This window comes from Amycolatopsis sp. NPDC054798 (genome assembly GCF_053611505.1).
In genome coordinates this window covers 55881-80730 of record NZ_JBSHAM010000003.1, presented here as the reverse complement: position 1 = coordinate 80730, position 24850 = coordinate 55881, and the positions used below count along the sequence as shown (strand labels likewise).

Below are 24850 nucleotides of genomic sequence, written 5' to 3'. Positions count from 1 at the left end.
CGGATCGGGATGGTGCGGTACCGGGTGGCCAGCCGCACCAGCTCCCTGGTTCCGCCGACGGTGACCGGTGCGAGCTGTTGGCACGGGTGCGACCGCATAGGGCCGCCGATCTGGCTTCCGTACGCCGCCGTCGTGCCGAAGGCAGCGCTCGTCAGCCGAGCCGGTGCCTCGAAGAGAAAGGCTTGAAACTCGAGTCCTTGCAGGAAATTGCCCGGTGCCGCTGACGTGCTCGCCTGCTTGCTCCCACGCGCCCGACAGCAGGCTCCAGCCGACCCCGGCGAGCGTTGGACGCCGCAGGCTGCAGCCACCGGCGAACGTTCCTGCATCGGTCACCGGCCGCGACAGACGCTGTGATCGGCGATCGCCCTTCCGAATCGCGTTGCCGTTCAACACGTTCAACGTCCAGCATGCGCACAGCGGCTGGCGCCCCACAACAGCCGAAGGTGTACTGACAGGCGTCCCCGAGCCGCTGGAGGTGCCGGCATGCGCGATCTTTCCGAGCGTCAGGCTGAAATCGCGGATCTGGTCGATTCGCGGTGGGGATCGCTGCTCGACGAGATCGGCGCCACCGTGGCGGAGCGCGACGAGGCGCGGCTGCCGCCTCCGCCCGCGCTGGTGGAGGCGCTCGCGGCGGCCGGGCTGCACGGGCTTTCCCTGGACCCGGAGATCGGCGGCGCCGGCGTCGACGTGCTGACCTGGGGCATGGTGCTCGAACAGATCGGCTACCGGTGCCTGGACTCGGCGCTTCCGATGATCGTCAACCACACCATCGACATCGCGCGGTTCGTGCACGAGTCCGGCCGCTCGGACCTGATCGAACGGTACGCGACCCCCATCTGCAAGGGCACCCTCGGCGCGGGCATCGCCTACACGGAGGACGCGGACGCGTGGTCTTTCAAGACCTTGCTGCGCCGCAAGGGCGAGGACTTCGTGCTGACGGGGTACAAGTCCTACGTGACGGCCGGAACGATGAGCGACGTCTTCCTGACCTATCCGCTGGACGAGGCGGGGGACATGGTGGCGTGCCTGGTCGAGCGGAACGATCCCGGCGTGACGGTGACCCCGGCGGAACCGATCGGGATGCGCACGGCCGGAGCGGCGGCCCTCGTGTTCGAAGACGTGCTGCTGCCCGCCGACCGGATACTCCAGGCCACCGACGGCCTCACGCACGCGCAGCGGTTCCTGAGCAACCAGCGGCTCTGGATCACCTGCGCGCCGCTCGGCCGCGCGCAGCGGGTCCTCGAGGACTGCGCCGCCCGGCTGTCGGCCAGCATCCGCTACGGAGAACCGGTCTCCGGGCTCAAGAACGTCGAGGCGACGCTGGGCCGCATGTACGTGGCGATCGAAGCGGCCCGGGCGATGCTGTACCACGCGCTCGACCGGGTCGGAGCCGGACGGGCCGAGCCGGTGTTCGACCCGGTCCTGTCCGCGGCCAAGCACTTCGCGGCCGAACAGCTCCGCTTCGTGCTCGAGTCGGCGTTCCGCGTCCTGGGCGGCTACGGCTTCTACGGGACGCCGCACCTGGGCCGGTTCATGCGCGATTTCAGCGGACTGACCCTCGTCGCGGGCACGAACGACATTCTCGAGACCAATCTCGGCGCGGGCGTGGTGGCACGAGCCGCCAGGAACAACGAGAACGGAGACCGCTCATGAACATCGAGTTCACCGGAATCCTGCTGCGCGCGGCGGGCAACACCCGTTCGGTGACGGTCGAAGCCGCCACCCTGGCCGCCGCGCTCTCCGAACTGACCGACAAGTTCCCGCCGATGCGGCGGGTCCTGCTCGACAACACCGGAAAGCTCCGGCAGGCGCATCGCGTCTTCCTCAACGGCGAACTGATCCCCCGTCCCGACAGCGCCATGCCGCTGCGCGAGGACGACCGGATCCAGTTCTTCACCGCCGTCGCGGGTGGATGAATCCAGGCCGGAGCCGGTGCCGGGCCGCGCGGTGAAGGACCGCTGGAGCGCCAACGCCCGCGACTGGGCCGAGGTCCAGGAGCGGACCATTCTCCCCGCCTGGCGGACCGTCCTGGCCGAGCTCGCGCTCTCGCCGTCGCGGCCGGTGCTGGACCTGGGCTGCGGGGCAGGCGGGTTCGTCCGGCTGGCCGGTAGCCACGGCGTACCGGTCAGCGGACTCGACAGCTCAGCGGCATTGATCGAGATCGCCCGGGACCGACACCCCCTGGGGACTTTCCGGGTGGGGGACATGGAACGGATTCCTTTCCGCCGCGGAGAGTTCGGCGCGGTAACGGCGTTCAACAGCCTGCACTTCGCGCGGAATCCCGCCATAGTCGTCGAGGAGGCGAAACGGGTGACGCGACCGGGAGGGCAGATCGCTGTCACCGCGTGGGGCCCCCTTCTGAGCTGCGATGCGATGGCGTACTTCCTCGATCTCGGAGGGCTGCTGCCGCCGGCGGCGCCCAGAACCGAACCCGTACCGGATCTGACAGAGCCGGCAGCGGTTCGTCAATTGCTGTCGTGCGCGGGTCTGGACGTTCCCCCGGAACGGACGCTGTCGTGTCCCTGGCAGTACCCCGACCTGGAGACCGCTCTCCGCGGCCTGCTCTCGACAGGCCCCGCAGCCGCCGCGATCAGCCACGTCGGCCGGAAGCGAGTCGCGGAAATCGTCACTGGCTCCATTTCGCCGTTTCGGCGCACCGACGGTTCCTATCTTCTGCACAACACCTGTTTCACCGTGACCGCGACGCTCGCATGACTTCGCTGGACCCTGAGTTCGCGGATGCGCTCGTGCGCGCAGGGAACCCGTCCGCACGCTGCCGGGAAACCGGGCGGTGTGCGCGTTGATGCGGCACCGGACAGGCCGGGCGCGGAACGACGGCCGGCAGCGACCGGCTTCCCGGCTGTCTCACAACGAGATCCGGAACAGCCCGTATTCCCGCTCGGCCTCGCGAAACGGGTGCAGGACCTTGCGCGAGTGGTTGCCTTCCCGCATCAATGCCGCGATCGCGCCCTTGGTGTACCGGGCGGAATCCGGCCCGGCCAGTGCCGGGTACGCCATGGCTTGCAGGATGCCGCGTTCGCGGTACCGCGGCGACACGACGGCCGTCTTGATCACCAGCCGCGCTTCGCGCTTCCGGGCGAGGACGGGCATGGCGGCGTCGTAGGTCAGGCTGGAAGCGGCGACGCGCGATTCCCCGGACCCCTGCGTCAGGACCGGGCCGTAATCGGGCATGACGATCAGGTATCCGGCGACGTTTCCGTTCTTGTCGAGGCAGAACGAGCTGGCATGCCGGTCGATGACCGGCAGCTGGTTGTCGATGGACGCTTGAAACGAATCCGTGTCATGGGGCACGAACGCCAGGCTGTCCGAAAACGACTCGTTGACCAAGGTCAAAAGGCCGGGAAGGCGTGTGGCGGAACGATCGCTGGCCATCGATTCGAATCGAAATCCCGAATCGGCCAACCTGGCACGGGCTGCGCCGAGTTTCGAGATAACGTTTCGCAGCGACGCTTTAGTGCAAACGGTCGAAAAATAGGTTTTGGCCAGTGTGAATCCGCATCGCGCCAATCGGCGGGGGTAGTCCGGCGGGTTGTAAGGCTCTCCGAGAAACGGGAGGAACTCGTGCTCGTGGGAGAGCAGGATCCGGTACTGTCCCGCGGTGGTGAAGTTCACCGGCCCCCACAGTTCGACCGCGCCCTGGCTCCGGCACCATTCGGCCGCGTGGGCGAACAGGCGTGCGTCGTCGTCAGGGCACGCCCGGGTCTCCCAATACCCGAAGAAGGCGACCGGGCGTCCGCCGATCCTCATCTCCGGGCTCGCGAAGGCGGCCAGCCTGTTCAATCCCGGTTGGTGGAAGGTGCACGAGCGCCCCTTGCCGAACCACCCGTTCTGGGCGGAGAACGCGCGTTCGACCGGCCGGCGCTCCTCGGGAATCCATCGGTCGTCGCCGCCGTACACGAGAGGGGCGATGTCGAAGAAGCCGTCCGGGACGCCGTCGCAAGCATCCCGCCGGATCACGTCGCGAGACGTTCCGCGCGGTGCACTCATCGCAGATTCTGCTTCCTGTCAGCGCTGGCTCGCGGCCGCGGAGCATGCCGTCCGGGCCGCCGCGGCCTGCGTGCCCGCCGGTTTACCATTGCACGGGAAGGCTCTGCGGACCGCGGATCAGCCTTCCCTTCCTGAACTCCACGTCGCCGGCCAGCCGGAGTCCCGGGAACCGGCCCAGCAGGCTTCCGAGGACGACCTGCAACTCCATTCTGGCCAGTGCCGCGCCGACGCAGTGGTGCGCGCCGTAACCGAACGCCAGGTGCGGGTTGGTCTCGCGGCGGAAGTCCGTCTCGTCCGGCCGGGGGAAGACCTCCGGGTCGCGATTCGCGGCAGGGTTCGCGACGAAAACCGTGTCGCCCGTTGCGATCAGCACGCCACGCAGCTCGACATCCGCCATCGCGACCCGAGGAAACGCGACCTCGGCGCTGGTCGGCGTGGTCCGCAGCAATTCCTCGACTGCGGGCTTGACCAACGACGGTTCGGCGTGCAACTCGGCCAGCCGATCGGGATTTCGCAGCAGGGTCCACACGAAGTTGCCGATGTGGCCGGCAGTCGTCTCGTAGCCGGCGACCAGCAGCGTCACGCCGAAGCTGACCAGCTCTTCCTCGGTGAGCCGGTCCTCCTGGTCGCGAGCTGAGATCAGCTCGGTCAGCAGATCGTCGGCGGGCTCGGCGCGTTTACGCTCGACCAGGCCGGCGATGTAGGTCCGCAACGACAGGTTGGCCGACTGTATTTCCTCGGTCGTACAAGCGCTCAAGGAGAGGATCGCGTCCGACCATTTCCGAAATCGGCCGCGGTCGCCGAACGGCACTCCCAGCAGTTCGCAGATCGTCGCGATCGGCAAGGGCAAGGCGAGCGCCTCGACCAGGTCGACCGGCGGTCCGTGCTCCGCGAGCCGGTCGAGCAGGCCGTCCGCGATCTCCTGCACCCGATCACGTGACAGCTCAGCACGGCGCGCGGTGAACGCGTTGGCCACTAGTCTGCGCAGCCGGGTGTGGGCGGGCGGGTCCATGGTCAGGACGGAGGGCCGCTGCGGGCGGTACGAGATGGTGCGCGGCAGTTCGCGACCGGCGTCCATTGTCGCCGCGCGGCTGAACCGCGGGTCCGCGAGCACGGTCCGGACGTCGTCGTACTTGGTGACCAGCCACGCTTCGCCGCCGTAGGGCAGGACGATCCGGGACACGGGTTCCTCGGCCTGCAGCCGCAGGTAAGCCGGGTGGAGCAGGAGCTGCTCGGCAGGACCGAACGGATAGGGGCGAACCACCATGCGAATACCTCTCGAACGTTCTGAGCAGTGTCACCCGCGCGGCGGGCTCCGCCTTGCTCGCGCGGCCGCCGGGCGGATCCGGCGGAAGACGCCCGGACGGAGGGGCGAAACGGCACCGCCGCTACCGATCCGGCTTGCCCGCCGCATCGGCTTCCAGCCGTTCTTCCAGGCCCAGCAGGGCGAAGAGGGTCGTGCTCGCCCGCTCGAGGAACTCGTAGTGGCGCACGGTGTGCGCGACGAAGTACAGCCCGAATCGATTGATCGCCAGATCCCGCAAAGCCAGTCCGTATCCGCGGCGCCACCGGTCGGCGTCCAGGATCGCTCCGGAGTTCTCTTCAAGGGACACCCGGTGCGCTTCGAGGAGTTCGTGCACGAGAAGCTCGTTCACCCCGTCCGGTGCGAGGCCGAAGCACATCAACTCCGCGAGATCGTGCTGGGGGACGTTCACTGTCGCCAGCTCCCAATCGAACACGCAGAGTGTTCCGCCGGCCCGGCTGCGAACCCCAAGGTTGCGCGGATTGAAATCGTTGTGGATGAGCGTCTGAGGCATGTCCTCGATCTCGGCCCACCATCCCGGCAGGGTGCGGATGTATTCGATGAGCCGGCCGCGGTTGCGCGCCATCGTCGAGTCCGGGAACTCCATGGAGACGTGGTCGACCAGGCCTCGCCACAGGTCGGATGCCTCGGTCATCCTTCGCGCGTTCGGCGGATGCCCGATCCAGGGCTGGCCGAGCAGTTCGCGGCGCTTGCCGAGCCATAGGGAATGGAGCTTTCCGAGGTCGCGCGAAGCGATCATCAGATCGTCGCGTTTCCACGGGCGGATTGTGCCGGAGGTGTCGAGCACCGTCATGTCGTGCAGGTACTCCAGCGCGATCACGTATGCCTCGCGCGTATCGTCGCGATAGGTCAGGAAGACCTCGGGGGCCAACTCCCGGAACCGGCTGTCCGCCTGTTCGTAGATTGCGATCTCGCGCACATCGCAGCCGGTGAAGCCGAGGTGTTCGGCGAAGCGGGTGTAGAGCGAAGCGAGCCGTTCGCCGCAGACCGACGCCAGTGTTCTCATCATCTGCGCGATTTCCTGGTCCTTGGGCTTGATCTTGACAAGGACGTCTGTGCACGAAGAAGCGGATCCGTCGCCGGGTTCGACGGTCAGCCGCAGCGGGTAAAGGCCCACCGTGCGCCGGGCGCCCCGGGCGGTCAGTTCCGAGAGGATGCTTGTCCCCAGGGGAAGTCGCACCGGATCTACGGCGGTCACGGTGATAGAGCCGTCGTTCCGGGCCTTTCGCAGCGCACTGGTGAAACGGCGCGCGTCAAGTTCGTCGAGGCGGAACCAGTCGACCGGCCGGCTCCGCCCGAGCCGTTCATGCGCGCTCGCGAACTGCCCGGCCACCAGCGCCGCCGCCGTGGAGAGGTCAAGCGAGAGAGCGAAGCCGGCCACGATCTCAGCCAGTCGCCTGGCTGCTCCCGCGCCCTGGCAGCCCAGCATGTCCAGCAGCTCCCGCTGGGCTGCGATATGGGTTCCCCCGCCGACGGTGCCGACCACCAGTCCGGCGAGAGTCATGCTCGCGTAGAGACCTTCGCGCCGCACTTCCATGGTCAGGTGGCCTACGCTCGATTCGTGGACGCAGGCGATGTCCTGACCGGTCGCGGTGAAGATCGCCGCGACGACGTTGGCCACGTTGACCGACGAACCGATCATCCCGCTGTGCGATGCGCCGATCGTCGCGTGGTAATAGGTTTCCGTCATCGCTTCAGGCGTGCTCTTGAGAACTTTCTCCACGATCTCCCGGGGGATCACGCAGTCGGCGGTCACCCGCGTTCCCCTGCCCTCGACGGCCGTGCGGAACGCGAGCGATTTGTCGCCGGCGGTGTTTCCTTCGAGACTGAACGACTCGAGTCCCTCCACGGCTTCGGCGCCCGGCTCCTCGAGGAGCCACTTGCACAGGTGCCAGGTGCACGCGGTCGTCATGTTCTGTCCCGCTGCCTCGCCGGTTTCGTACCCGAATTGGGCGTGCACCGCCCTTCCGAGAATCAGGGGCGAGACCGAAACGAGGCGGGCATGGGCGGACACCTGGGACACCAGCCGCGCGAGGTCGTCCCACCGGTTGTCGAGGTGCTCGGCGAAGCGATGCGCGTTCGACACCCGGTCGAAGAGGAACATCGGCGAGCGGATCATCCGCTGGCCGACCACGCGGGTCGTCACTCCGCCGCCAAGACTGACCGCCCGTGCTCCTCGGGACGCGGACGCGACGACAGCGCCCTCGGTCGTGGCCATCGGGGCCAGAACGGGGCCGGTCACGTTCTGACCATGGAAAACGAGGGGACCGGCGATGCCGACGGGGACCTCCACCGCGCCCACCAGATTCTCGATGTTTCCGGTCAGCGCCGACGGGTCCAGCCGAACTTGCTTCAACGAGCCAAGTTCGCGTCCGGTCGACTCGCGCAGCCAGGCCAATCTCTTGATCCTCGCCGCTTCCGAATAGATTCCTCGCTCGGGGACAACGAGGTCGAACGTCGCCGAGCGAGCAGATTTGGCCGCACCATCCATTGTCACTCCCTGTGGAAAAGCATCGGGCGCGCTGATGGCGCTAAAGCAGGCTTGCCGAACAAACGCTAATTCAGCTCGTAGACGTTGAACGAATTATAGAACCATGACCGATCCGGCAGTGCCGGCGAATCCGGAAGATCGTGCCCTATTTTTTGCCGGCAGTGCAGCGACGCGGGCGGAGTCCGGTCCGCAAGCAAGGTCCAGAACGCAAATCGACCCTTTGACGAGAGGTGGCGTGCCACGCTTTCCATCAAGAGTTCCGCATCTTTCTGCGACATGTACTCGAAGATGTCGGAAAGCGCCATTTTCGTGAATTCTTCGGAAGTTGATTCGAAAAATTCCTCGACGGATGAATGTACGATGCGGACCTTTCCGATCAGGCGTCGAAGCCGCTCGAAGTTGGCTGGCCTGAGGTAAGGAGGGCCATGGTCGAGGCTGGCGTATCTGCCCGTCAGCAAAAACTCGAGGTAGAAATTCTCCCGGTTGTCAAGCTTGGTGCAGACCCACCGGAATCTGTCCCAGAAATGTCTGGCGGTGTCCAGAGGCGGAGCGTGCTTGAACTGCTGCGGATCGCGGCCCTCCTCCTGCATGTTCTCCCGGGAGAAGTGCTGTTCGAATAGCTCGCGCGTCTCCGGGGTGCACATCAGCTCGTAGTTCCTGCGCCGGTCCTGCGGGGTCGCGGAGTCGAGTATCCCTTGAGCGGCGACGGGGTCGAGGTGGCGTCTGAACTTCGCGAGATACTGGTCGAGCCTTCCCGCGGTCAGCACCCCCGCTTCAAGATCGCCGAGGTGGGCCTCCCAGTATCGGCGGGAGTTCTCAGGCAGATCGTCGCGGACCCGTTCGTAGAGAGCGAGCCGATCGGTGCACTCCGCCGCGCCGAGCAACTGTGCGAAGTCGGCGTGCCCGGCGAGCTTCCTGATCCCGGCAAGTTTCAGGTTCAGCAAAGCGAGCTGAGCCGAATTGACGTCGATGGCCGTGACGCTGCGGGCGCCCGCGAGCAAGAGCGCCAGCACATTGCATCCCGCACCGCAGATGCTCAACACGTTGTCCTGCGGGGATATTTCAAGTCCCGCCTCCAGGAGCCGGTGGTCCTCCCATACCTGTGAATAGCGCAGTATTCCATGGGGCACCAGTGCTTCAAACTCGCTTTTCATGGAATACCTCAGCTCGGGATGGGACCGGGCGACTGCCGATTCGATCGACCAGGTTGTACTTCGACCTCTCGTGAGAGTTATCCAGGGAATGCCCGGACTGTGCCTGAATGCTCATTCGGCTCAACCTGCGGTCAACGTCGACGGGTAATGTTCTCGTTTCTTCCTCGGTAATGGTGCGGAACCACCGTTGGCTGATTTTCAACTTTAGCGAGCCGGGTTGGAACAGCAAGTGCTTCCGCAGCCGTTCGCCCGAACGGGGTCATGAGCGGCACCGGATTCCTGACACCTTCGGCGACGGCGGCGACCATGTGTTCGGCTGGGGTTCTCGGCCCCGTGCGCGCTGACAGCGGCCGCGGCACCGAATCCCCGCAGGCCGGGCGGGGGAGAGGTGCGGGCCCCGGTCTCTTGCCGTCATGGCGACTGGGGACCAGGCGCCCGCCGCGCGATACGAGGCGTGCTGGGACGCGGCGGGGAGCTGATGCCCATGCTGCGCGATCGCGCTGGTGGTGGTCTCGTTGCCGGCAGACGCAACACCTCTGCTCGGACGGTGCCGAGAATCGCCGCCAGCGAACCCGATTCCCTGCCTGCCCGGATGGCTGGTGTCTGCCTCGCGGGACAGGTCAGCACCACCGGTTGATCCGGGAGGTCTCCCACCCGCGGCGTCCCTGACCAGAACGGAGTGGCATCAACAGGAGTCCTCGGCCGCGCAGCGCCATCTCGCCGTTCGACGCTCCCGTCGTCTCCGGGCAGTTGTCGTGCCAGCGAGAACCTGGAAGCACTGTGCTGAACAGCCTTCCGACGCAGCGGCGGGCCAGGATTCGACTGCGGGCGAGGAGTTCGGAGCGATAGTGCGTCCGGCAGCCCTCCCCGAAGCGGCGAAGCCACGCCGGTACGGCCAGGTCGCGGCCGTACCAGAGCGTCTGCTCCACGCGCCCCTGGCTCAGGCCCACGACGTGGATTCGCCGCCGAAACCCGAGAAGGCGGCCGCGGGGTCTTTCGGGGAGACCACGAGGCCGGGCTGGGCAAGTCCAGGCTGAACTGGGCCGGCATCGTCTTTCCACGGAAACAGTGCTGGAAAGGGCCGCCGCTCCGGATTGCCCGCCTGTGCGCTCGTAAGTCCTTGCCAGGGCTCGACGGCAGGGGTGCGGCGGTGCAGACGGTGCGTTGCGGAGTGAGCGTCACGACCGGGTCGCGGCACCCGTTCCACGCATGCCCGGCACCGTGGTAGCGGGTAGTGATGTACGACCATGCTTTCGCGTACTGTTCGATGTCTGGACGCTTGGCTGCGGGCCCGGCGAGCAGTTGTTCGCGCGCTGCGAGGAACTCGTCTTCGACGCCCTCGCAGTGTCGGCGACGCGGTCGAACGCGGCCTGGAGACCGCCGTCGCAGGAGGCGAGGGCGGTCTCGCTCAATGGTGTCGCCGATATGACACCAATCGCAGTCATGTCTACAGTGGACAAAGCTGGCCCAGGGGTCCGGCCGCGGTCAGCTTCGTTCATCTCTGACGGCGGCGCGGAGAAATCACGTGCGTTGACGTCACGACAGAGGAGTTCGGCATGACTATCGCCCGCCGCGTCACCATGGTCGTTGCACTGCTGTTCACAGTTCTGGCCGCTCCGGCGGCAGGCGTCGTCGGAAGCTCCTCAGCGGCGGAGGTCGACGTCAACGTCCGCGTCGGGGGCAGCCACACCGGCGCTATCGTCGGAGGCGTCATCGGAGCCATCGCCCTCTGACGGACTGCGAGGAACCTCCTGCGGCGTGATCGACTGGGGCCTGATCGAAACTCGTGACCGCGGCCGGATCCGGCAGGACGCCGAAGCCGCCACGGCGCGTCGCGTCGACGAGGACGCGGTGGCGGGGCCGCTGCGCGGCGCAGAACAGTTCCTCGTCCCGTTCTGGCCCGCACCGCCGACCGGATTCCCGCACCGGGAGGTCTATCCCCGGAGGTTGCCGAGATGCGGCAGTTCGAGGACGCTGTCCGGGCCAGGCGGTCGCGGCGTGCGAGCGCTTGTTCCGGGCCGGGCACTGGATGACGGGCTTGAGACGGATGCCGCGCCGATCCGGCTGCTACCGTCATGAGCTGCGCGGTCGGCCGGGAGTTCCGAGGCATCCTGCCGGACCGGGCTTCTCAGCGCCGGGTCCTGCGCAGATCGGCCGGATTGATTGCGGAGGCACGCAATGCCGCAGTTCGGTGATGGCGGTGAGTTGCGCTTGAGTGCGGCGGATTTGTGGTTTCGCGGGGCTGTTCGCATCGGGTCGGGTGTTGCCTTGAGGCGGTACCCGACCCGATGCGGTGTAGTCAGGAGGCGAGGCGGCAGGAGTCGGGGCGGCGGTCATGCCGTAGAGCCCGTACCAGCCGGTGCCGATGAGTTTGCCGTTGGCGCGTCCGGTGTCGGCCCAGCTGCAACGACATCGATCCTGAGGACGACGGCCATCCGCCCCGGCCCGCCGACCCGGTGGCGTCGTTCTTGCACGGCCTGCTCACCTTCGACACCCTCTTCGCGGCGGGCGGCCTGCGAGTGACCGACAGCGCCACGGGCGTAGCGTTCCTGCCGGGCTGCTGCAACGGCCTGGAGGACTGGCGCGACTGGCACCGTGTCCTCGACGGCAGCGGGCAAACCTGGTTCGGGCACGACCCTGATCCGCGCGCCGAACGCCGCGGCGACACCGTCCGCCTGATCGTCGACGCTGAGCAGCACGAGAGTCCGGTGATCGAGTTGCCTGCCGCCGATCTCCGGCTCCTCCTCGCCCGAGCCGAGGAGGACCTCGTCGGCTTCCTCGCGCTGGCAGCCGACTGGGCTGCCCAGAACCTGCCCCGCCACGCCGACCCGGTGATCGCGGCCCTCGCCCGCGTGCTGGACCTTCAGACACCGAGCGGACCATCGGTCAGGAACCCCAAGGGGCACGCTGACGTTCCTTGACCTGGAGCCGGTCCGGATACGCCCCCCGGAGCAGGGGTCGGCCCGGTGTCGACCACCGCTGGCACCAGCCGTCGTCTGTCGAGGTCGGACCGCGCGGATTGTCGGACGTCACCAGCGGAACGACCTCCGTGCGGCAGGCCACGTCGCTGTGCGGCTCCCGGCTGCCGAGCGACAGCGTTCACTCCTCCCGTTGCTTTTGCGGCGCAGGAGGTATTCCAGACGGTGGAATGCAAAAAATATTCTTCGCGTACGCGTCGCGAAGTGTTCCCTCGAATTCAACGGACACCGTGAACTCGGAGAACAGGCAACGTGATCCGTGAGTCAATTCGAAGAGCCGGATCTCGTCGCCGCTCGCGAAAACTCCTCCGGGTGAAAGCTTGCTCAGCGCGTACTCTCTGTTCTGTTCGAGGTCGCAACGTTCTCGCAGGAAGGCCACGGTCTCGTCGTGCGTTCCAGAGAATGTTGAAGAGTCCGCGCAGGCGACGGTGATCCGCACGTTCCGGATGACACCGATGCCGGATCCGGCGTTTCTCGCGGTCACGGCCCATATCGGGCCCTCCGCCTCGGCAAGGTAAACGGTGCCGGAGTTGCTTTTGAGCCATCCGCTGTGATAGCTGATGAAAGGTCGAAGTCCGAGTGCGAATTGATTTCGGACGAGAAGCAAGGTGAGCGCGCCGACCAGAAGGCTGACGCTGGGTCCGACGCCGAGGAGTTCCGGCCGGAGCAACCAGTCCATGCCCGCCGTGCGGCCGAGAGTTGCGTGAAGGATCTCCCGCACCGCGAGCACCGCGGTGACAGCGAGAAGAAGCCAGAACTGCCACACCGCGGCCCACCGCCGCCTGATCTTGTGCCCTCCCGGCTTGCTGGGCCGCGCGGATGCCATCTGGCCCCCAAAGACGAGTCCGGGGCGGTTTCTTCGCTGTCCGCCGCGCGTTCAGTTCGGCGGCGGAGCGTGGCAGCCGCAGTTGATGATCGCCACGCCGGAGCCGGTGTTCACAATGACGTGGCTCGTACGCGCCGGCGTGGTGATCGGGCGTCCGGTCACCAGCTCCTGCCGGCCGCCCGGGTGGCGGATCTCCGCGGAGCCTTCCTCCAGCGTCGACGTGCTCGCGGTCGAATGGTAATGCTCGAACTCCTCGCCCGGATCCAGGTGAATTCTCGCCATCGGCCTCACCTTCCCGCCAGAACGGTAAGCCCTGGCCTGCGTGCGGGGCCACGTTGTCCACCTGGAATGCGTAACGGCGAGCTGCTGGCTTGCGCCCGCCTCACCGGCAGCCCGGACGCTCGCCGCCGCCTGCCCGCGACACCCAGCAGAACCGGTCGGAGGCGTCGGCAGACGGCCCGTTCTCGGCACCCCGGCGTGACTCGGACCAGCCTCGAGAACCCGGCTGCGTCGCCACCGCCGGTCAGCCGAGGCGGTCCGCAGGGCCCGTCTCGCCGAGCGACAACTGCCAGGTGACGACCGTGCCACCATCCGCGCGGGCGGCGATCGCGAAGTCTCCGCCGAACCGCGTGCTGTGACTGGCCGGTGCCGCAGGAGTTCCGTCGTCCTCGACTCGCGCGTAAACGCAGCCAGGCTCCGGTCCGGGCCGCAGCTCGGCGATGACGAGGACGTGCCGGGTGTCTGGACGGCCCGCTGCGGCGGACAACGCGGTGTCCAGCATGTCCAGCAACGCCGCTGCGGCCTGATCGTCGAGTGCGGTATCCAACCGGCTGTCGACCCGCGTCGTGGTGGCGACCCCGAACGTCGCCGCGGCGCTGTCGACGAGATCGTGGATCCGCCGGTGCAGGTGGCGTCGCGGGGCGGGGTCGTCGGGTGCCGCGAAGACGGCGGAGTTCAGTTGCCGGATGACGTGGTCCAGTGCTTCGACCGCGTTGTGCACGCGCTCTGCCGCGGCCGGACGCTGGATGAGCTTCAGCGCGGCGGTCAGTTCCATGCCGATGCCGGAGAGCCCCGCGACCACGGACGTGTTGAGTTCGCGGGCGATCCGTTCCCGGTCGTCGAGCAGCGACAAACGCACCGCGTCCGATCGCCGCTCAGCCAGTTCCAAGGCGATCGCCGCCTGCGCGGCGAACAGTTCCAGCGACCGCACCGCCTGGCCCGCCGCGACGGTGCGTCCGGGTTCGTTGACGACGGCGAGGACGCCGCGCACGGCGCCCGGCGACCCCAGCGGCACCCCGAGCGCCGAGCCCACGGCGACATCCGGGCTCAGCCCGGCAGCACGGCCGGCTTGCGCGGCATCCTCGTTGACCGCCGACGCGCCGGTCCGGTAGACCCGCACGGCCAGCGGTTCCGCGCCGGAGCCTCCGGTCAGCGGCAGCCGCAACGCCCGGTACGCCTGCGACTGCGCGCCGGCCGCGGCCGCGGTGACGAGATGCTCTCCGCCGTCGTCGGGCGCGAGCAGCAGCGTCTGGTCGACTTCGGCGATTTCGCGCGCCCGGGCCGCGATCAGGTCCAAAACGTCGGCCGAAGGGACGTCCGCCAGCAGCGCCGTGGAGATGTCCGCGGCCGCGGCGAGCTGCTGATTGGCCTGGTGCAGTTCCCGGCTGCGCGCGAACACCTCGGCTTGCATCGCCTGCACCTCGCCGGTCTGCGGTTCGGGTCCGGCCGCGCGCAGCTGACGCAGGAAACCCGTCACTTCTTCGACGCGGTGCAGGATGAGCCGCACTGAACCGTCGGGACCGAGGACCGGTGTGTTGACCGGGCTCCAATACCGCTGCTCCACGTCGCCCGGGCGCTCGGCGACCTCGACGTCGTAACGCTGCAGCGGCATCGCGTGCCGTTGCCGGGTGGACCGCACCCGTTCGAGCGATGCGCGCAGCGCCCGGGCGCCGCGCGGGTCCTGCGGATCGTCCGGGAACGCCTCGAACACGTTCCGTCCGACCAGCTCGTTCCGGAGGCGGCCCGAAACCGCCTCGTAGGCGTCATTGACCGCGAGAATGACGAATTCCCGCGACAACACCGCGGTCGGCGACGACGCGGCCAGGAACACCGCTTCGAAATCGACAGAGTCCGACATCGCGCCCCGATCCTCCGCTGCGAGCAACCTCTTGTCGCTGACCCCGGCGGACCAGCCGAACGAACATTAGCGGCCGACCTCCGTTCGGCACCCATGCCAGCCGGGCGACGGGCGCGCGTTTCATCACGATTGCTTCCTCCGGGCGGAGCACGGCCCGCCAGGCGTCGGCTGATCGCGCCGCGACGGTTCTCGTTGACGGCCAAGGCCTTCCGGGCCGATCGCGTGGGTCGGGCGCGTCCGAGGAACAGCGTGCGAACGCGAAGCGGCACCCGCGCGACAGACTCTTGCGGCCGGACGCCGATTGTCGGCCCGAGAATGATTCGAGCGGGTGACTTTGGTCCTCGTTCGCAGGTCGCATGTCTCTGCCGGCGCCGGTGCTCGTCCGGCACGCTCATAGCGATCGGGACGGGGTGTGGGATGAGAAGTGCGACTGCGGTGGCGGGCGGGCAGGACTTGAGCGGTTCGGCCGGCCTTCGCCCGGCCGGTTCAGGTGGTGTCGTAGGCGTCTTGACGCGCGACGAATTCCGGTCCGGCACTGCCCGGCCCGCTGCGGAAGAGGAGGTTCCCCGGTTCGCCGGGCGGCTGGGCGGAGAGGAGCTGGAATCGCTGGTGCGCGCGGCCAGGGACCACGACCGGGCCGCGATCGCCCGGCTGCTGGAGGTCCTTCGTCCGGTGGTCACGCGGTACTGCCGGGCCCGGCTGCACGGGCGCGACGTGCGGTACCTGTCCGCTGACGATGTGGCCCAGGAGGTGTCGGTCGCCGTTCTGCGGGCGCTGCCCGGCTACACGGACCGCGGCGGCTCGTTCCTGAACCTCGTGTTCGCGATCGCGGCGAACAAGGTCGCCGACGCCTACCGGCTCGCGGCACGCGACCGGCTCCAGCCGGTCGCCGAGCTGCCCGAGCTCCCGGAGCCGGGAAACGGGCCCGAAACGCAGGTGCTGCGCCTCGACCTGGGCAGCACCCTGCGGGAGCTGCTCGACCGGCTCGCCCCGCTCCAGAAGGAGATCCTGACACTGCGCGTCGTGGTCGGCTACAGCGCCGAGGAGACCGCGCAGGCACTGGGCATTTCGGCGGTCAACGTCCGCGTCACCCAGCATCGCGCGCTGGCCAAACTGCGCGGGATGCTCAAGGACCAGGACTGGTGATCCGAAAGGCGGGGAACGTGCGTGCGCACCGGGAAATCGCATTCCCTCGATGCTTCTCACCGGAGAGGACTGGGCCCGGCTTCTGGTTGAGACCGGCGCGAGCCGACTAGTGCGCGTGATCCCGATTTTGCCGCGCTTCCCCTAGACCTGAAGAGCATCCGATCGGGGTGTTCTGTGGCGCAACGGCCTTCGCGCACGATGGTCAGTCGAACGGCGCGCTTCGCGCGAGCGCACCGAGCCAATGACTCGTCCGTGTGGTGCGCTGTCGACGTTGGCACACTGACCGCATGACAGATTTGACCGCCGAACTCGTGGTCGACGGTCGCCTCCCGCAGACCCCGGCTCTCGCTCCGAACGGGCGCCTGCTCTGCTATGTTCTCGCCCCCAGCAGCCGAATCGGCGACCACCTCGACACCGCACTCTGGATCGGCGACATCGACGGCGACGGTATGTGGCGTCGGGCGACCGCCGACATCGCGACCGAGTCCCAGCCTCGCTGGTCCGCGGACTCGAGCACGCTGTACTTCCTGTCCGACCGCGCCGAGCGCGGTGCTCCGCAGGTGCACCGGCTCGTTCTCGCCGACGGCACGGCGACCGCAATGACCAGCTGGCGCGGCGGCGTCATCGACCACCTGCCGCTCGCCGACCCGAACCTGGTCGCACTGCTGGCCGAGGACGAGCCCACCGAGCAGGACACGCGCCGTGCCCGGGACCGCGACGACGCCATTGTCGTCGGTGAACGCGAACCACGTGCCCGGTTGCGCCTGCTCGACCTGCGCACCGGCCAGGTCGCCACCCCGAGCGTGTTCGGCGATCGGCACGTGGTGGAACTGCGGCAACGACCGGACGGCGGCCCGCTCGCAGTGCTGACCCACGCCAGCGCCGACCTGGACTACGGCCCCCGCACCGGACGGCTGCACCTGTTCGATCCCGCGACTGGGGCCGCGGAAGAGCTCGGACCGGTGGAAGCCGAAGCATGCTCTCTGGCTTGGTGGCCGGGCGAGGACGGTTGGCACCTCGGTTACGTCGCCCTGACGCCGCCGGTCCTCCACGCTGGCGCCGCCGTGTTCGACTTGGCCTTGGGCAGCCGCGTCCGCAGCAATCGCACCGCCGGCTTTCCTATGTGCCCCACCGAATTGTGCCAGACCGATGCCGCCCCTCTGGTGGTGCTCGCCGACGGACTGAACACGACTCTGGCCCGGCTCGACCCCGGCGGCCTCACGCCCTTGTCGCAGCACCCCGGCCGCCTCGACGCCCTCACCGCCACTCCCGCGGGCGCAGTGATCGCGGCACTGACCGGTACCCGCTATCAACCCGCGAACGTGTACTTCGGACCGCCGACCGGGCCGCTGCGGAAGATCACGGACACCCGCCCTGAACTGGACGGCATCCCCTTCGGCACCCAGCGGCCGCTCGCTTACCGTGCCGCCGACGGCGTCGGTCTGGACGGTCTGCTCGTGCTCCCGGTCGGGAAATCCGCGTCGGACGGCCCGTTTCCGCTCGTCACGATCGTGCACGGAGGCCCCTACGACCGGTACGCCGATCGCCTCCAGCTCTTCTGGTTCCCCAGCGCGCAGTGGCTGGCCACCGCTGGATACGCGGTGTTCCTGCCCAACCCGCGCGGCGGCCAGGGCCACGGTCACGAGTTCGCCGCCAGCGTCGCGGGCAGGGTCGGCAGGGAGGAGTGGACCGACATCCTGACCGGCATCGACCTGCTCGTCGCCGAGGGTGTCGCCGACCCCGATCGGCTGGGCATCGCCGGCGGGAGCCATGGCGGGTTCATGGCCGCCTGGGCGATCGGGCAGACCGACCGGTTTCGCGCCGCGCTGGTCAGCAGCGGCGTCGTCGACTGGGGGATGCTCGCGGCGACTGGGGAGAACGGCCAGTTCGAGGCCGCGCTCGGCGGCAGCACCGGATGGAACGGAATCGGCCCGCACCCGCACGACGCGGTCAGCCCGGTCTCGTTCGCCAGCCGCGTCCGCACCCCGGTGCTCATCCTGCACGGCGCCGAGGACACCAACGTCCCCCTCGGCCAGGCGGTGTACTTCCACCGGGCACTGCGCCACTTCGGCGCCGAGCACGAGTTCGTGATCTACCCCAGAGAAGGGCACTCGATCCGGGAACGCAATCACCAACTCGACGTCCTGCGCCGCACCCGTGCCTGGTTCGACCGCTGGCTCCGGCCTTGACCGGGAGCGCGTGGTGACGGCTGGAGGAAACAAGGGGGGGACTTGAGCGGACGGAGTATCGGGAGCCGGGCTCCGTGGGGCGGGGCGCCCTGTCGTCGCGCTGTGGTCCGGTGGGGAAGGCAAGGGCGTCGGTGAAGTGGCGGTCGGTTTCTTTGGCGGTGCGGTCGCCGGGTGGTCGACCGGTGGTGCTTCCAGCCCAGTAGACGAGAGCGCAGGCACGTCCAAGGACGCCAGGCAGCTCAAATCAGATCGGATTTCGCTGCGCGGGGACAGTGGCGGCGCACCTGGCTCGGCAACAGGTGTATCCGGCGACGGCGAGCAGTGTGTTCCGGCCGTTGTGTCCGCTGCCGGTCGAGAGGGGTGTTGGGCGATGGCCCAGATCTGGGGTCAGCCTCGGAGTGTGTGCAGTCGGCGGGGTGGGTGGTAGGCGTAGCTGTAGTCGAGTTCGCGGAAGCCGAGGCATATCGCGAACGGTCTGTCGCCGAATTCCCGGCGCAGGAGTCGCCAGTTGCGGGCCAGGTATTCGGTGGAGGCCCAGGTGGTGTCGGCTTGGCAGCCGAGGCAGAAGATCACGGTGGTGCCGCGCACCGTGTCGTGCACCTTTTCGACGACGGCGAGTGCCAGCGAGTCCGAGGTGACCTGGTGTCCGAGATCGGGGCCGTTGAGCACTTCGGCGTAACGCGTGCCGGGCTCCGGCTGGTGTGGGTCGGTGTCGGGGTGTTCGGTGGACAGCCGCAGGCTCGCGAGATTCTCGTCGAGGTAGAGCCTGCGGATGCGGTTGCGGGGTGCTGCGCCGGTGACGATGAGGTTGCTGCCGAGTGCGGTGAAGTGCTGGGGGTCGTCGGTGGCCGCGGGGCTCACGGTGGTGTGGAAGTCGTACTTGTGGCTGCCGAGGTAGATCGCGTCGACCAGACCGCGGACCAGGTCCGGAAGGCGGAAGGACGCCGAGCCGAACAGTCGGGTGATCGCTTCGGACGCGCGCAGTTCGTGCAGCGAAACGGAATATCCGCGCGGGCGGGTGCTGGTCGTCGTGGTCCACAGGTTCGACAGGCAGACGATCAGGTGCGGGTGGGCGTGCAGGCCGAAGAACCGGCGGAAGCGGCGTTGGGCGATCCGGACCAGCGCCGCGGAAGCCAGGCCCAGGCCGATCCAGAACACGATGTTCGCGATGACGTTGGTGGCGATGTCCAGCAGCACCGCATCAGCGTGGTCCCTGCGCCTGCCGTGCGCCCGTCCAGTAATCCGATCGTTAGACGGCCGGTGAGTCCTGCAGGCGATGGCGCACAAGGCTGAACGCTCTCAGTCGCGATCAATAATTCCACGGCCTGCGGCGAGGCTTGTCGAGCTCCCTCGCGATCTCTTTGGCCAGTTCGTGCCGCTCCCGTTTCCGGGTCTCGTGCTCCAGCCAGGATTCGAAGAAGTCTTGCTTCCGAGTCTCCCAGTCGGCTTCGAGCTGGTCCAGCCCAGCGAGTTCAGCTGCCCTGGCGGGGTGCTCCCGGGCGCGAATGCCGACGGCGAGCGGCGCTCTGGCGGAAGGCCGGGGGCGCATCGGCTCTCCGGTGCGGCGTCCGGCGCCCCGAAGAGCGGGACGCCGGACGCGACAGGCCGAATATCTCTCGTCGACCGGAATGGCCGAACGTTGCTCCCGGAAAAATCGTGTTTTCGATTAGCGGGATGCGTCCAATTGCAGCAATGCGGTGGCGTCTCCGGGCGGTGAAGTGCCGATTCCTACCTGGGTGTCCGAATTCGGGTTGACGTCGACCGTGGTGTGCGCGCCGGCGTCGGTGGTCAGCTGGGCTTTCAGTTTGTGCCCGGGTGCGGTAGAGGTGCCGTCGCCGCGCACGGCATAGACGTTCGGAATTTTCAGCGACAGGTGCCCGGTGTCGCCGACGACCGCGAAGCAGAGCCGGCCGTTGCCCGCCGAACCGATCCGGTCCGTGCTGCGGACGATGATCAGGCCGGGCGCTTCCGCTGCGGGGCAAGGCTTGTAGAGCAGGTGGCCGTCGCCGCTGATCAGCTGCACGTGGTCGGTTGCCAGCAGCTCCGCGGCGCCCGGGTAGCTGTAGTCCTCGACCAGCGGCGGCGGCTCGTCGGCGGCGGTGGTGCCGCTGGCCGGGACGGCGACGGCGATCGCGGTCGCTGCGGCGGCCGCGACGGTCGCGGCAAGCGCGAACAATGTCTGTTTTGATAGGCGCATAAGATCCCCCTGCTGGGCGCGGAATTCCGGAATGACGCAGCGCGAGATTAAGCAGTCGAGCCGGAAAACTGCAGGGTGATCTCGGTCACCGACAACTGGCGGTTGACCGGCTCCGGGTTTTCCAGTAATTCTCGTCGTGCGCAATTTATGCCGCGGCGAATTCTTCGCGCGGCTGACCGAGGGGGACTCGCATGCGTGTGGCAAGACCGAGGTTTCGTGCTGCGCTGATGACGGCGATGACAGCGGTGCTGGCGCTGGCCGGCGTGCCGGTCCCCGTCGCCTCCGCGTCGGCCGCCCGCCCGGCCGCCGCCCCGTCCGCGTTGTCCGCGTCGTCCGTCACCGGGTCCGACCGGGCCAAGGCGGCGTTGCTGTGGCGGTCCGGCGGACCGGCGACGAAGCGCGACGCCGAGCTGGCGCTGGCCGGCACCGACGCCGACGTGACGCGGTTCCTGACCACGCTGAAGGACCCGGACGCCGCGATCGACCGGACCGTGCAGGTCAGCCGGATGATCTCGGCGGGCGGCTCGGCGACCCGGTCGGCCGGGCAGGCCGCACTGGACGCGGGCACCGACGACGCACTGGCTGCGTTCCTGCAGAGCGGCTGGGACAAGCCGGCCGGGATCGACCTCAGCGTGCGGGTCAGCCAGGTGATGTCGTCCGGCGGCGCGGAGATCAAGAAGGCCGGGCAGCAGGCGCTCGACGCGGGCACCCAGGACGCGTTGCGGACGTTCCTGGATTCCGGGTGGCAGGCCCCGTTCGAGATCGATCAGACGGTGAAGGTCAGCCGCGCGGTCGCGGCGGGCGGCCCCGAGGTGAAGAAGGCGGGACAGCAGGCGCTGGACGCGGGCACCCTCGACGCGCTGAACCGGTTTCTGATCACTGATCTTCCGGTCGCTCAGGCACGGGACGCCGAGACCGAATCCATCGCGCAGCTGGTGTCGACGGCGCAAGCGGCGGCAGACCAAGCAGCGAGCCAGACCCAGCAAGCGAAGGAGGAGTCGGACAAAGCGGTCGCCGCGGCGGCGGCCGCGCAGAAGGCGGCTCAGCAAGCGAAGGATGCCGCCGCGTCCGCGCAGGGCCACGCCAGCGAAGCGACCGATGCCGCCAATCGCGCCGCATACGCCGCTGAACAAGCCTCGGTCACCGCGCGCCAAGCGATCGGCGCGGCTAACGCAGCGACAGCTTCGGCGCACACCGCAGCGGTAGCCGCGTCGCGAGCTGCTAGCGCGGCTTCGCAAGCGGGCCGGGACGCGTCGCACGCGTACGACGCTGCCGCGACTGCGCTTGGCGACAGCAAAAAAGCATCAGATGCCGCCGCAGCAGCCCATACCGCTCGCGCTTCGGCGGAGAGCGCGACAACGGCCGCCAACGCAGCGCGTGCGGCGAAGACGGCTTCACAGCAGGCCATCGGCGCCGGCCAGGCAGCAGTGGACGCGGCGAATCAGTCGCGTACCGCGGCACAAGCGGCGACCGACGCGGCGAACAGTTCGGCGGCTGCTGGTGCGGATGCCCGGCAGGCGCTGGCCGCAGCCGCGCGGGCACGCGCACAGGCGGCGCGCGCGGTTTCCGCCGCCCAGTCGAGCCAGGCATGGGCGAATCAGGCGAGCACCGCGGCCGGGGAGGCCGCCGACGCTGCTGATGCGGCCGCTGCCGACGCCAACCGAGCTGCTGAGGCGGCTGCCGCAGCGGCAGTCTTCAAGGGCACCGCGGACGAAGCCGCCAGGAAGGCGACTGACCATGCGAACGCCGCGACGGCGGCCGCCAACACCGCGGCCAATGCCGCACAGCAGGCGGCGAAGATCGCGAAGGTCGCGCGCAAAGCCGATGATGACCGGATCACGCTGGCCGGGCAGCAGTCCGACGATGCGGCTTTCGCCGCCGCGCAGGCAGCCGCCGCGCAGCCGGTGCCGCCGCGGTGGGATCAGGACCAGGCGACCGTTCGGGACGCGGAGACCAACCGGCTGATCGCGGAAGCGACCGCTGCGGGCACCGCGCGTGCCACGGTCGTCGCCGACGCTCGCCGCGTCGCGCTGAGGCTGTCGGACACCGGTGGCTCATGGACCAAGGCCGCGGCGCTTACCGCAGTCGCCGCGAACGACGACGAAGTGGTCGACTACATCTCCTTCGGCCTGAATGTCGCAGCGGGACAGGACGACCGGGTCGTGCTCGCCGAACTCGCGGAGAAGGGCACGGCCGGGTTCAAGACGGCGGCGGCCTCGGCGCTCGCCGGTTCGGACGGCGATGTGCGGAACTTCCTGCGCGATCGCGACTATCCCGGCCGGCTGACCGACGACACTCTGCAAGTCAGCCAGATCATGTCGGCGGCCAAAGCGGCCGGCCGGACGGTGGTCGTCCAGCAGGCCCAGGCCGCATTGGACGCGGGCACCGGCAAAGCGTTGCGGGACTTCCTCGACACCGGCCAGTACACCGCTCTGAAGTCCGACGACCAGGTGAAGGTCAGCCAGGTGCAGTCCGCTGCCCGGGCCGCCGGATACCGTGAGGTGGTTGCCGGCGCGCAAGCCGCGCTGGACGGTCCGCCGACCTTGCTGCACGAGTTCCTGACCGTGGGCCAGTTCTCCGCGGCGCAGCGCGACCAGAACACCGCCGCGCACAACGCCGCGGTCGACAGCCTTCTGGCACAAGCGACCACCGCGGCGGCGAACGCCGCTCACGACGCCTACGAGGCACAGGCCGCGGCAGCCAGAGCGCGCCAGGCTTCCGAGGACGCCGCGCACTACCTGGACCAGGCCAACGCTGCGGCGGCGGACGCCAATACGGCGGCTGACCAGGCACGTCAGGCGGCTGCCCGTGCGGCTGCCTCCGCGCAGCAGGCGCAAGCCTCCGCGAAATCGGCTGCTGCCGCGGCGGCGACGGCGACTGCCGCAGCCGACCAGGCCGGTCGCTCGGCGGCCTCGGCCGTCCAGTCAGCCGCGGAAGCCGCGGGCTATGCACGCGACGCGGCGAAGTCCGCCCACGACGCGTATCAGTCGGCTGTCAACGCCGGGAAGAGCGCGAGCGACGCGGCGAAGGACGCGCACGACGCGTGGGCGAGCGTTTCCGGCAAGCTCAATACCGAGAAGCAGCAGTTCATCGAGCAGCGCAAGCAGTCCTGCCAGCCGGCGATGCGGACCGGCGCGTCGGTGGACTTCCTGAGCCCGGACGACTGCGTTCTCCTGCTCACCGGCAGCCCGGCGGACAAAGACCGCATCCTGCATCGTCTCCAGGACGCGTGCCGCCAGCTGAATCCGCAGAACAGTCTCAAAACCAACGAGTGCTTGCAGCCGGAAAACCTGTACAGCGCCAATTTCGCGCCCCGCTACCCGGACCCGATCATGACCTCCGGCGGAGATCCGGTCGGCGACCTCTTCCTGTTCGTCGCCATCGGCCTGATCAGCGTGGCCTGCGAGGGGGTCTGCGACCTGCTCGGCGTCCTCGGCGGCGCGGGAGCCGATCTCGGCCTGGCCGACACGATCGCCACGACCGCCGAGCTGGCGGACGCGATGTCCTCGGGCAAGAGCGTCTTCGACGTGCTCGGCACCGAGATCAACGCCGAACTCGGGGCGATGGAACGGCTGTCCCAAGAGGCCACCGCGGACGCGGCGAATCTGGCCAAGGAAGGCTACGACCTCACCAACGTAGTGCCGTGCGGCGCCAACAGTTTCGCCGGCGCGACGCCGGTGCTGATGGCGGACGGAACCGTCAAGCCGATCAAGGACGTCCGGCCCGGCGACCGGGTGTCCAACGCCGAGCCGGGAAGCCGTGCCGTCGAACGACACCTGGTCACCGCGGTCCACGTGACCGACGACGACCGGGACTTCGACGACCTGGCGGTCGCCGGCCCGGGCGGAACCGGGACGGTCACCACCACCGCCCACCATCTGTTCTGGGACAAGACGACCCATCGGTGGACCGCGAGCGAAGCGCTCCGGGCGGGCGAGAAGCTCGACACGCCGGGCGACGGCAGCGCCACGATCTCCGCCAACCGCCGATACAGCGCCGCCTTGCGCACTTACAACCTGACGGTTGAAGGGGTGCACACCTATTACGTGCTGGCGGGCAGCATTCCGCTGCTGGTGCACAACACGTTTGTCTGTCCGCCAGGACTAGACGAGGTATGGCACGAGGGCTCCTTTACGACGCGCGAACAGAGCTTCGAGTACCATTACGACAAGCACTGGCCGGAAAAGGGCGGCCCGGTCACGCCTGAGCAGTACCTCGCGGACGCGAAGGCCTGGGCGGACAGCCTGAAGCAGCCCGGCGGGAAGAAGGGGCTCAACGCCAGCCGGGAGTTCTTCGAAGACGGTCAGATCGGCGTCGAATACCGGACTCCCGGCAGCGGACTGGGCGGGATCATCGGACCGGACGGCCGGATCGTGTCGTTCTGGTACAAGTAGAATCGA

19 protein-coding genes are annotated in these 24850 nt (G+C 68.5%); 9 read left to right on the top strand and 10 right to left on the bottom strand.

Annotated features, from left to right (window positions below; all coding sequences use genetic code 11):
* Window positions 1-483: 483 nt before the first annotated feature.
* Genes ACWGIC_RS03275 through ACWGIC_RS03265 form a run of 3 tightly spaced genes read left to right on the top strand, consistent with a single transcriptional unit; the run spans window position 484 to window position 2715 of the window.
* The gene (locus ACWGIC_RS03275; protein ID WP_452074268.1) at window positions 484-1653 is read left to right on the top strand and encodes an acyl-CoA dehydrogenase family protein; all 1170 of its coding nucleotides are present in this window, start codon (window positions 484-486) and stop codon (window positions 1651-1653) included.
* Window positions 1650-1916 (top strand): MoaD/ThiS family protein, encoded by a 267-nt coding sequence (locus ACWGIC_RS03270; protein ID WP_452074267.1) that lies wholly within the window; start codon window positions 1650-1652, stop codon window positions 1914-1916. The genes ACWGIC_RS03275 and ACWGIC_RS03270 overlap by 4 nt, the downstream gene beginning before the upstream one ends.
* A gap of 16 nt (window positions 1917-1932) precedes the next feature.
* Complete coding sequence (locus ACWGIC_RS03265) at window positions 1933-2715, top strand: class I SAM-dependent methyltransferase (RefSeq protein ID WP_452074266.1); 783 nt, start codon at window positions 1933-1935, stop codon at window positions 2713-2715.
* Between the two features lie 150 nt (window positions 2716-2865).
* Here the strand turns inward: ACWGIC_RS03265 and ACWGIC_RS03260 are convergent, their stop codons facing one another.
* The 4 genes from ACWGIC_RS03260 to ACWGIC_RS03245 all read right to left on the bottom strand — a co-directional run bounded on the left by ACWGIC_RS03260 (window position 2866) and on the right by ACWGIC_RS03245 (window position 8977).
* The gene (locus tag ACWGIC_RS03260) at window positions 2866-4008 is read right to left on the bottom strand and encodes a hypothetical protein (protein ID WP_452074265.1); all 1143 of its coding nucleotides are present in this window, start codon (window positions 4006-4008) and stop codon (window positions 2866-2868) included.
* A gap of 82 nt (window positions 4009-4090) precedes the next feature.
* The gene (locus tag ACWGIC_RS03255) at window positions 4091-5275 is read right to left on the bottom strand and encodes a cytochrome P450 (RefSeq protein ID WP_452074264.1); all 1185 of its coding nucleotides are present in this window, start codon (window positions 5273-5275) and stop codon (window positions 4091-4093) included.
* A gap of 121 nt (window positions 5276-5396) precedes the next feature.
* Window positions 5397-7823 (bottom strand): phosphotransferase, encoded by a 2427-nt coding sequence (locus ACWGIC_RS03250; protein WP_452074263.1) that lies wholly within the window; start codon window positions 7821-7823, stop codon window positions 5397-5399.
* Between the two features lie 65 nt (window positions 7824-7888).
* Window positions 7889-8977, bottom strand: a complete 1089-nt coding sequence (locus ACWGIC_RS03245) for a DUF3419 family protein (RefSeq protein ID WP_452074262.1) — start codon at window positions 8975-8977, stop codon at window positions 7889-7891.
* Window positions 8978-10533: 1556 nt separating this feature from the next.
* Here ACWGIC_RS03245 and ACWGIC_RS03240 point away from each other — a divergent pair.
* The 3 genes from ACWGIC_RS03240 to ACWGIC_RS03230 all read left to right on the top strand — a co-directional run bounded on the left by ACWGIC_RS03240 (window position 10534) and on the right by ACWGIC_RS03230 (window position 11898).
* Window positions 10534-10710 (top strand): hypothetical protein, encoded by a 177-nt coding sequence (locus ACWGIC_RS03240; protein WP_452074261.1) that lies wholly within the window; start codon window positions 10534-10536, stop codon window positions 10708-10710.
* A gap of 25 nt (window positions 10711-10735) precedes the next feature.
* Complete coding sequence (locus ACWGIC_RS03235; protein WP_452074260.1) at window positions 10736-11056, top strand: hypothetical protein; 321 nt, start codon at window positions 10736-10738, stop codon at window positions 11054-11056.
* 377 nt (window positions 11057-11433) lie between these two features.
* Window positions 11434-11898, top strand: a complete 465-nt coding sequence (locus tag ACWGIC_RS03230; protein WP_452074259.1) for a hypothetical protein — start codon at window positions 11434-11436, stop codon at window positions 11896-11898.
* A gap of 178 nt (window positions 11899-12076) precedes the next feature.
* On the opposite strand, the gene ACWGIC_RS03225 is transcribed toward ACWGIC_RS03230, so the two are convergent.
* From ACWGIC_RS03225 to ACWGIC_RS03215, 3 genes are all read right to left on the bottom strand, one after another.
* Entirely contained in the window at window positions 12077-12721 is a 645-nt protein-coding gene (locus tag ACWGIC_RS03225) for a hypothetical protein (protein WP_452074258.1), read from the bottom strand.
* A gap of 111 nt (window positions 12722-12832) precedes the next feature.
* Window positions 12833-13063, bottom strand: coding sequence for a cupin domain-containing protein (locus ACWGIC_RS03220; protein ID WP_452074257.1), 231 nt, complete (start codon window positions 13061-13063; stop codon window positions 12833-12835).
* A gap of 241 nt (window positions 13064-13304) precedes the next feature.
* On the bottom strand, window positions 13305-14918 hold the full coding sequence (locus tag ACWGIC_RS03215) for a PAS domain-containing protein (protein ID WP_452074256.1): 1614 nt from the start codon (window positions 14916-14918) through the stop codon (window positions 13305-13307).
* Window positions 14919-15335: 417 nt separating this feature from the next.
* Here ACWGIC_RS03215 and shbA point away from each other — a divergent pair, with 417 nt between their 5' ends.
* Window positions 15336-16064 (top strand): RNA polymerase sigma factor ShbA, encoded by a 729-nt coding sequence (shbA, locus tag ACWGIC_RS03210; RefSeq protein ID WP_452074255.1) that lies wholly within the window; start codon window positions 15336-15338, stop codon window positions 16062-16064.
* A gap of 287 nt (window positions 16065-16351) precedes the next feature.
* Complete coding sequence (locus ACWGIC_RS03205; RefSeq protein WP_452074254.1) at window positions 16352-18253, top strand: S9 family peptidase; 1902 nt, start codon at window positions 16352-16354, stop codon at window positions 18251-18253.
* 387 nt (window positions 18254-18640) lie between these two features.
* Here the strand turns inward: ACWGIC_RS03205 and ACWGIC_RS03200 are convergent, their stop codons facing one another.
* From ACWGIC_RS03200 to ACWGIC_RS03190, 3 genes are all read right to left on the bottom strand, one after another.
* Window positions 18641-19450 carry a hypothetical protein gene (locus ACWGIC_RS03200; RefSeq protein ID WP_452074253.1) on the bottom strand — a complete coding sequence of 270 codons (810 nt, stop codon included), beginning with the start codon at window positions 19448-19450 and terminating at the stop codon, window positions 18641-18643.
* A 112-nt stretch (window positions 19451-19562) separates the two neighbouring features.
* Window positions 19563-19802: a hypothetical protein gene (locus tag ACWGIC_RS03195; protein ID WP_452074252.1), complete on the bottom strand. Its 240-nt coding sequence runs from the start codon at window positions 19800-19802 to the stop codon at window positions 19563-19565.
* Window positions 19803-19919: 117 nt separating this feature from the next.
* Window positions 19920-20450, bottom strand: coding sequence for a hypothetical protein (locus ACWGIC_RS03190; protein WP_452074251.1), 531 nt, complete (start codon window positions 20448-20450; stop codon window positions 19920-19922).
* A gap of 227 nt (window positions 20451-20677) precedes the next feature.
* Between ACWGIC_RS03190 and ACWGIC_RS03185 the strand changes: the two genes are divergently transcribed.
* On the top strand, window positions 20678-24844 hold the full coding sequence (locus tag ACWGIC_RS03185) for a polymorphic toxin-type HINT domain-containing protein (RefSeq protein WP_452074250.1): 4167 nt from the start codon (window positions 20678-20680) through the stop codon (window positions 24842-24844).
* The last annotated feature ends 6 nt before the right edge of the window (window positions 24845-24850 follow it).

What these genes read in the sequence shown, in the direction of transcription:
- ACWGIC_RS03270 (WP_452074267.1), top strand. Translation starts at nt 1,650, where the DNA reads ATGAACATCGAGTTCACCGGAATCCTGCTGCGCGCGGCGGGCAACACC.
- ACWGIC_RS03260 (WP_452074265.1), bottom strand. Translation starts at nt 4,008, where the DNA reads ATGAGTGCACCGCGCGGAACGTCTCGCGACGTGATCCGGCGGGATGCT.
- ACWGIC_RS03220 (WP_452074257.1), bottom strand. Translation starts at nt 13,063, where the DNA reads ATGGCGAGAATTCACCTGGATCCGGGCGAGGAGTTCGAGCATTACCAT.
- ACWGIC_RS03195 (WP_452074252.1), bottom strand. Translation starts at nt 19,802, where the DNA reads ATGCGCCCCCGGCCTTCCGCCAGAGCGCCGCTCGCCGTCGGCATTCGC.
- ACWGIC_RS03255 (WP_452074264.1), bottom strand. Translation starts at nt 5,275, where the DNA reads ATGGTGGTTCGCCCCTATCCGTTCGGTCCTGCCGAGCAGCTCCTGCTC.
- ACWGIC_RS03190 (WP_452074251.1), bottom strand. Translation starts at nt 20,450, where the DNA reads ATGCGCCTATCAAAACAGACATTGTTCGCGCTTGCCGCGACCGTCGCG.
- ACWGIC_RS03205 (WP_452074254.1), top strand. Translation starts at nt 16,352, where the DNA reads ATGACAGATTTGACCGCCGAACTCGTGGTCGACGGTCGCCTCCCGCAG.
- ACWGIC_RS03250 (WP_452074263.1), bottom strand. Translation starts at nt 7,823, where the DNA reads ATGGATGGTGCGGCCAAATCTGCTCGCTCGGCGACGTTCGACCTCGTT.
- ACWGIC_RS03275 (WP_452074268.1), top strand. Translation starts at nt 484, where the DNA reads ATGCGCGATCTTTCCGAGCGTCAGGCTGAAATCGCGGATCTGGTCGAT.
- ACWGIC_RS03185 (WP_452074250.1), top strand. Translation starts at nt 20,678, where the DNA reads ATGACGGCGATGACAGCGGTGCTGGCGCTGGCCGGCGTGCCGGTCCCC.
- shbA (WP_452074255.1), top strand. Translation starts at nt 15,336, where the DNA reads ATGAGAAGTGCGACTGCGGTGGCGGGCGGGCAGGACTTGAGCGGTTCG.
- ACWGIC_RS03215 (WP_452074256.1), bottom strand. Translation starts at nt 14,918, where the DNA reads ATGTCGGACTCTGTCGATTTCGAAGCGGTGTTCCTGGCCGCGTCGTCG.
- ACWGIC_RS03245 (WP_452074262.1), bottom strand. Translation starts at nt 8,977, where the DNA reads ATGAAAAGCGAGTTTGAAGCACTGGTGCCCCATGGAATACTGCGCTAT.
- ACWGIC_RS03240 (WP_452074261.1), top strand. Translation starts at nt 10,534, where the DNA reads ATGACTATCGCCCGCCGCGTCACCATGGTCGTTGCACTGCTGTTCACA.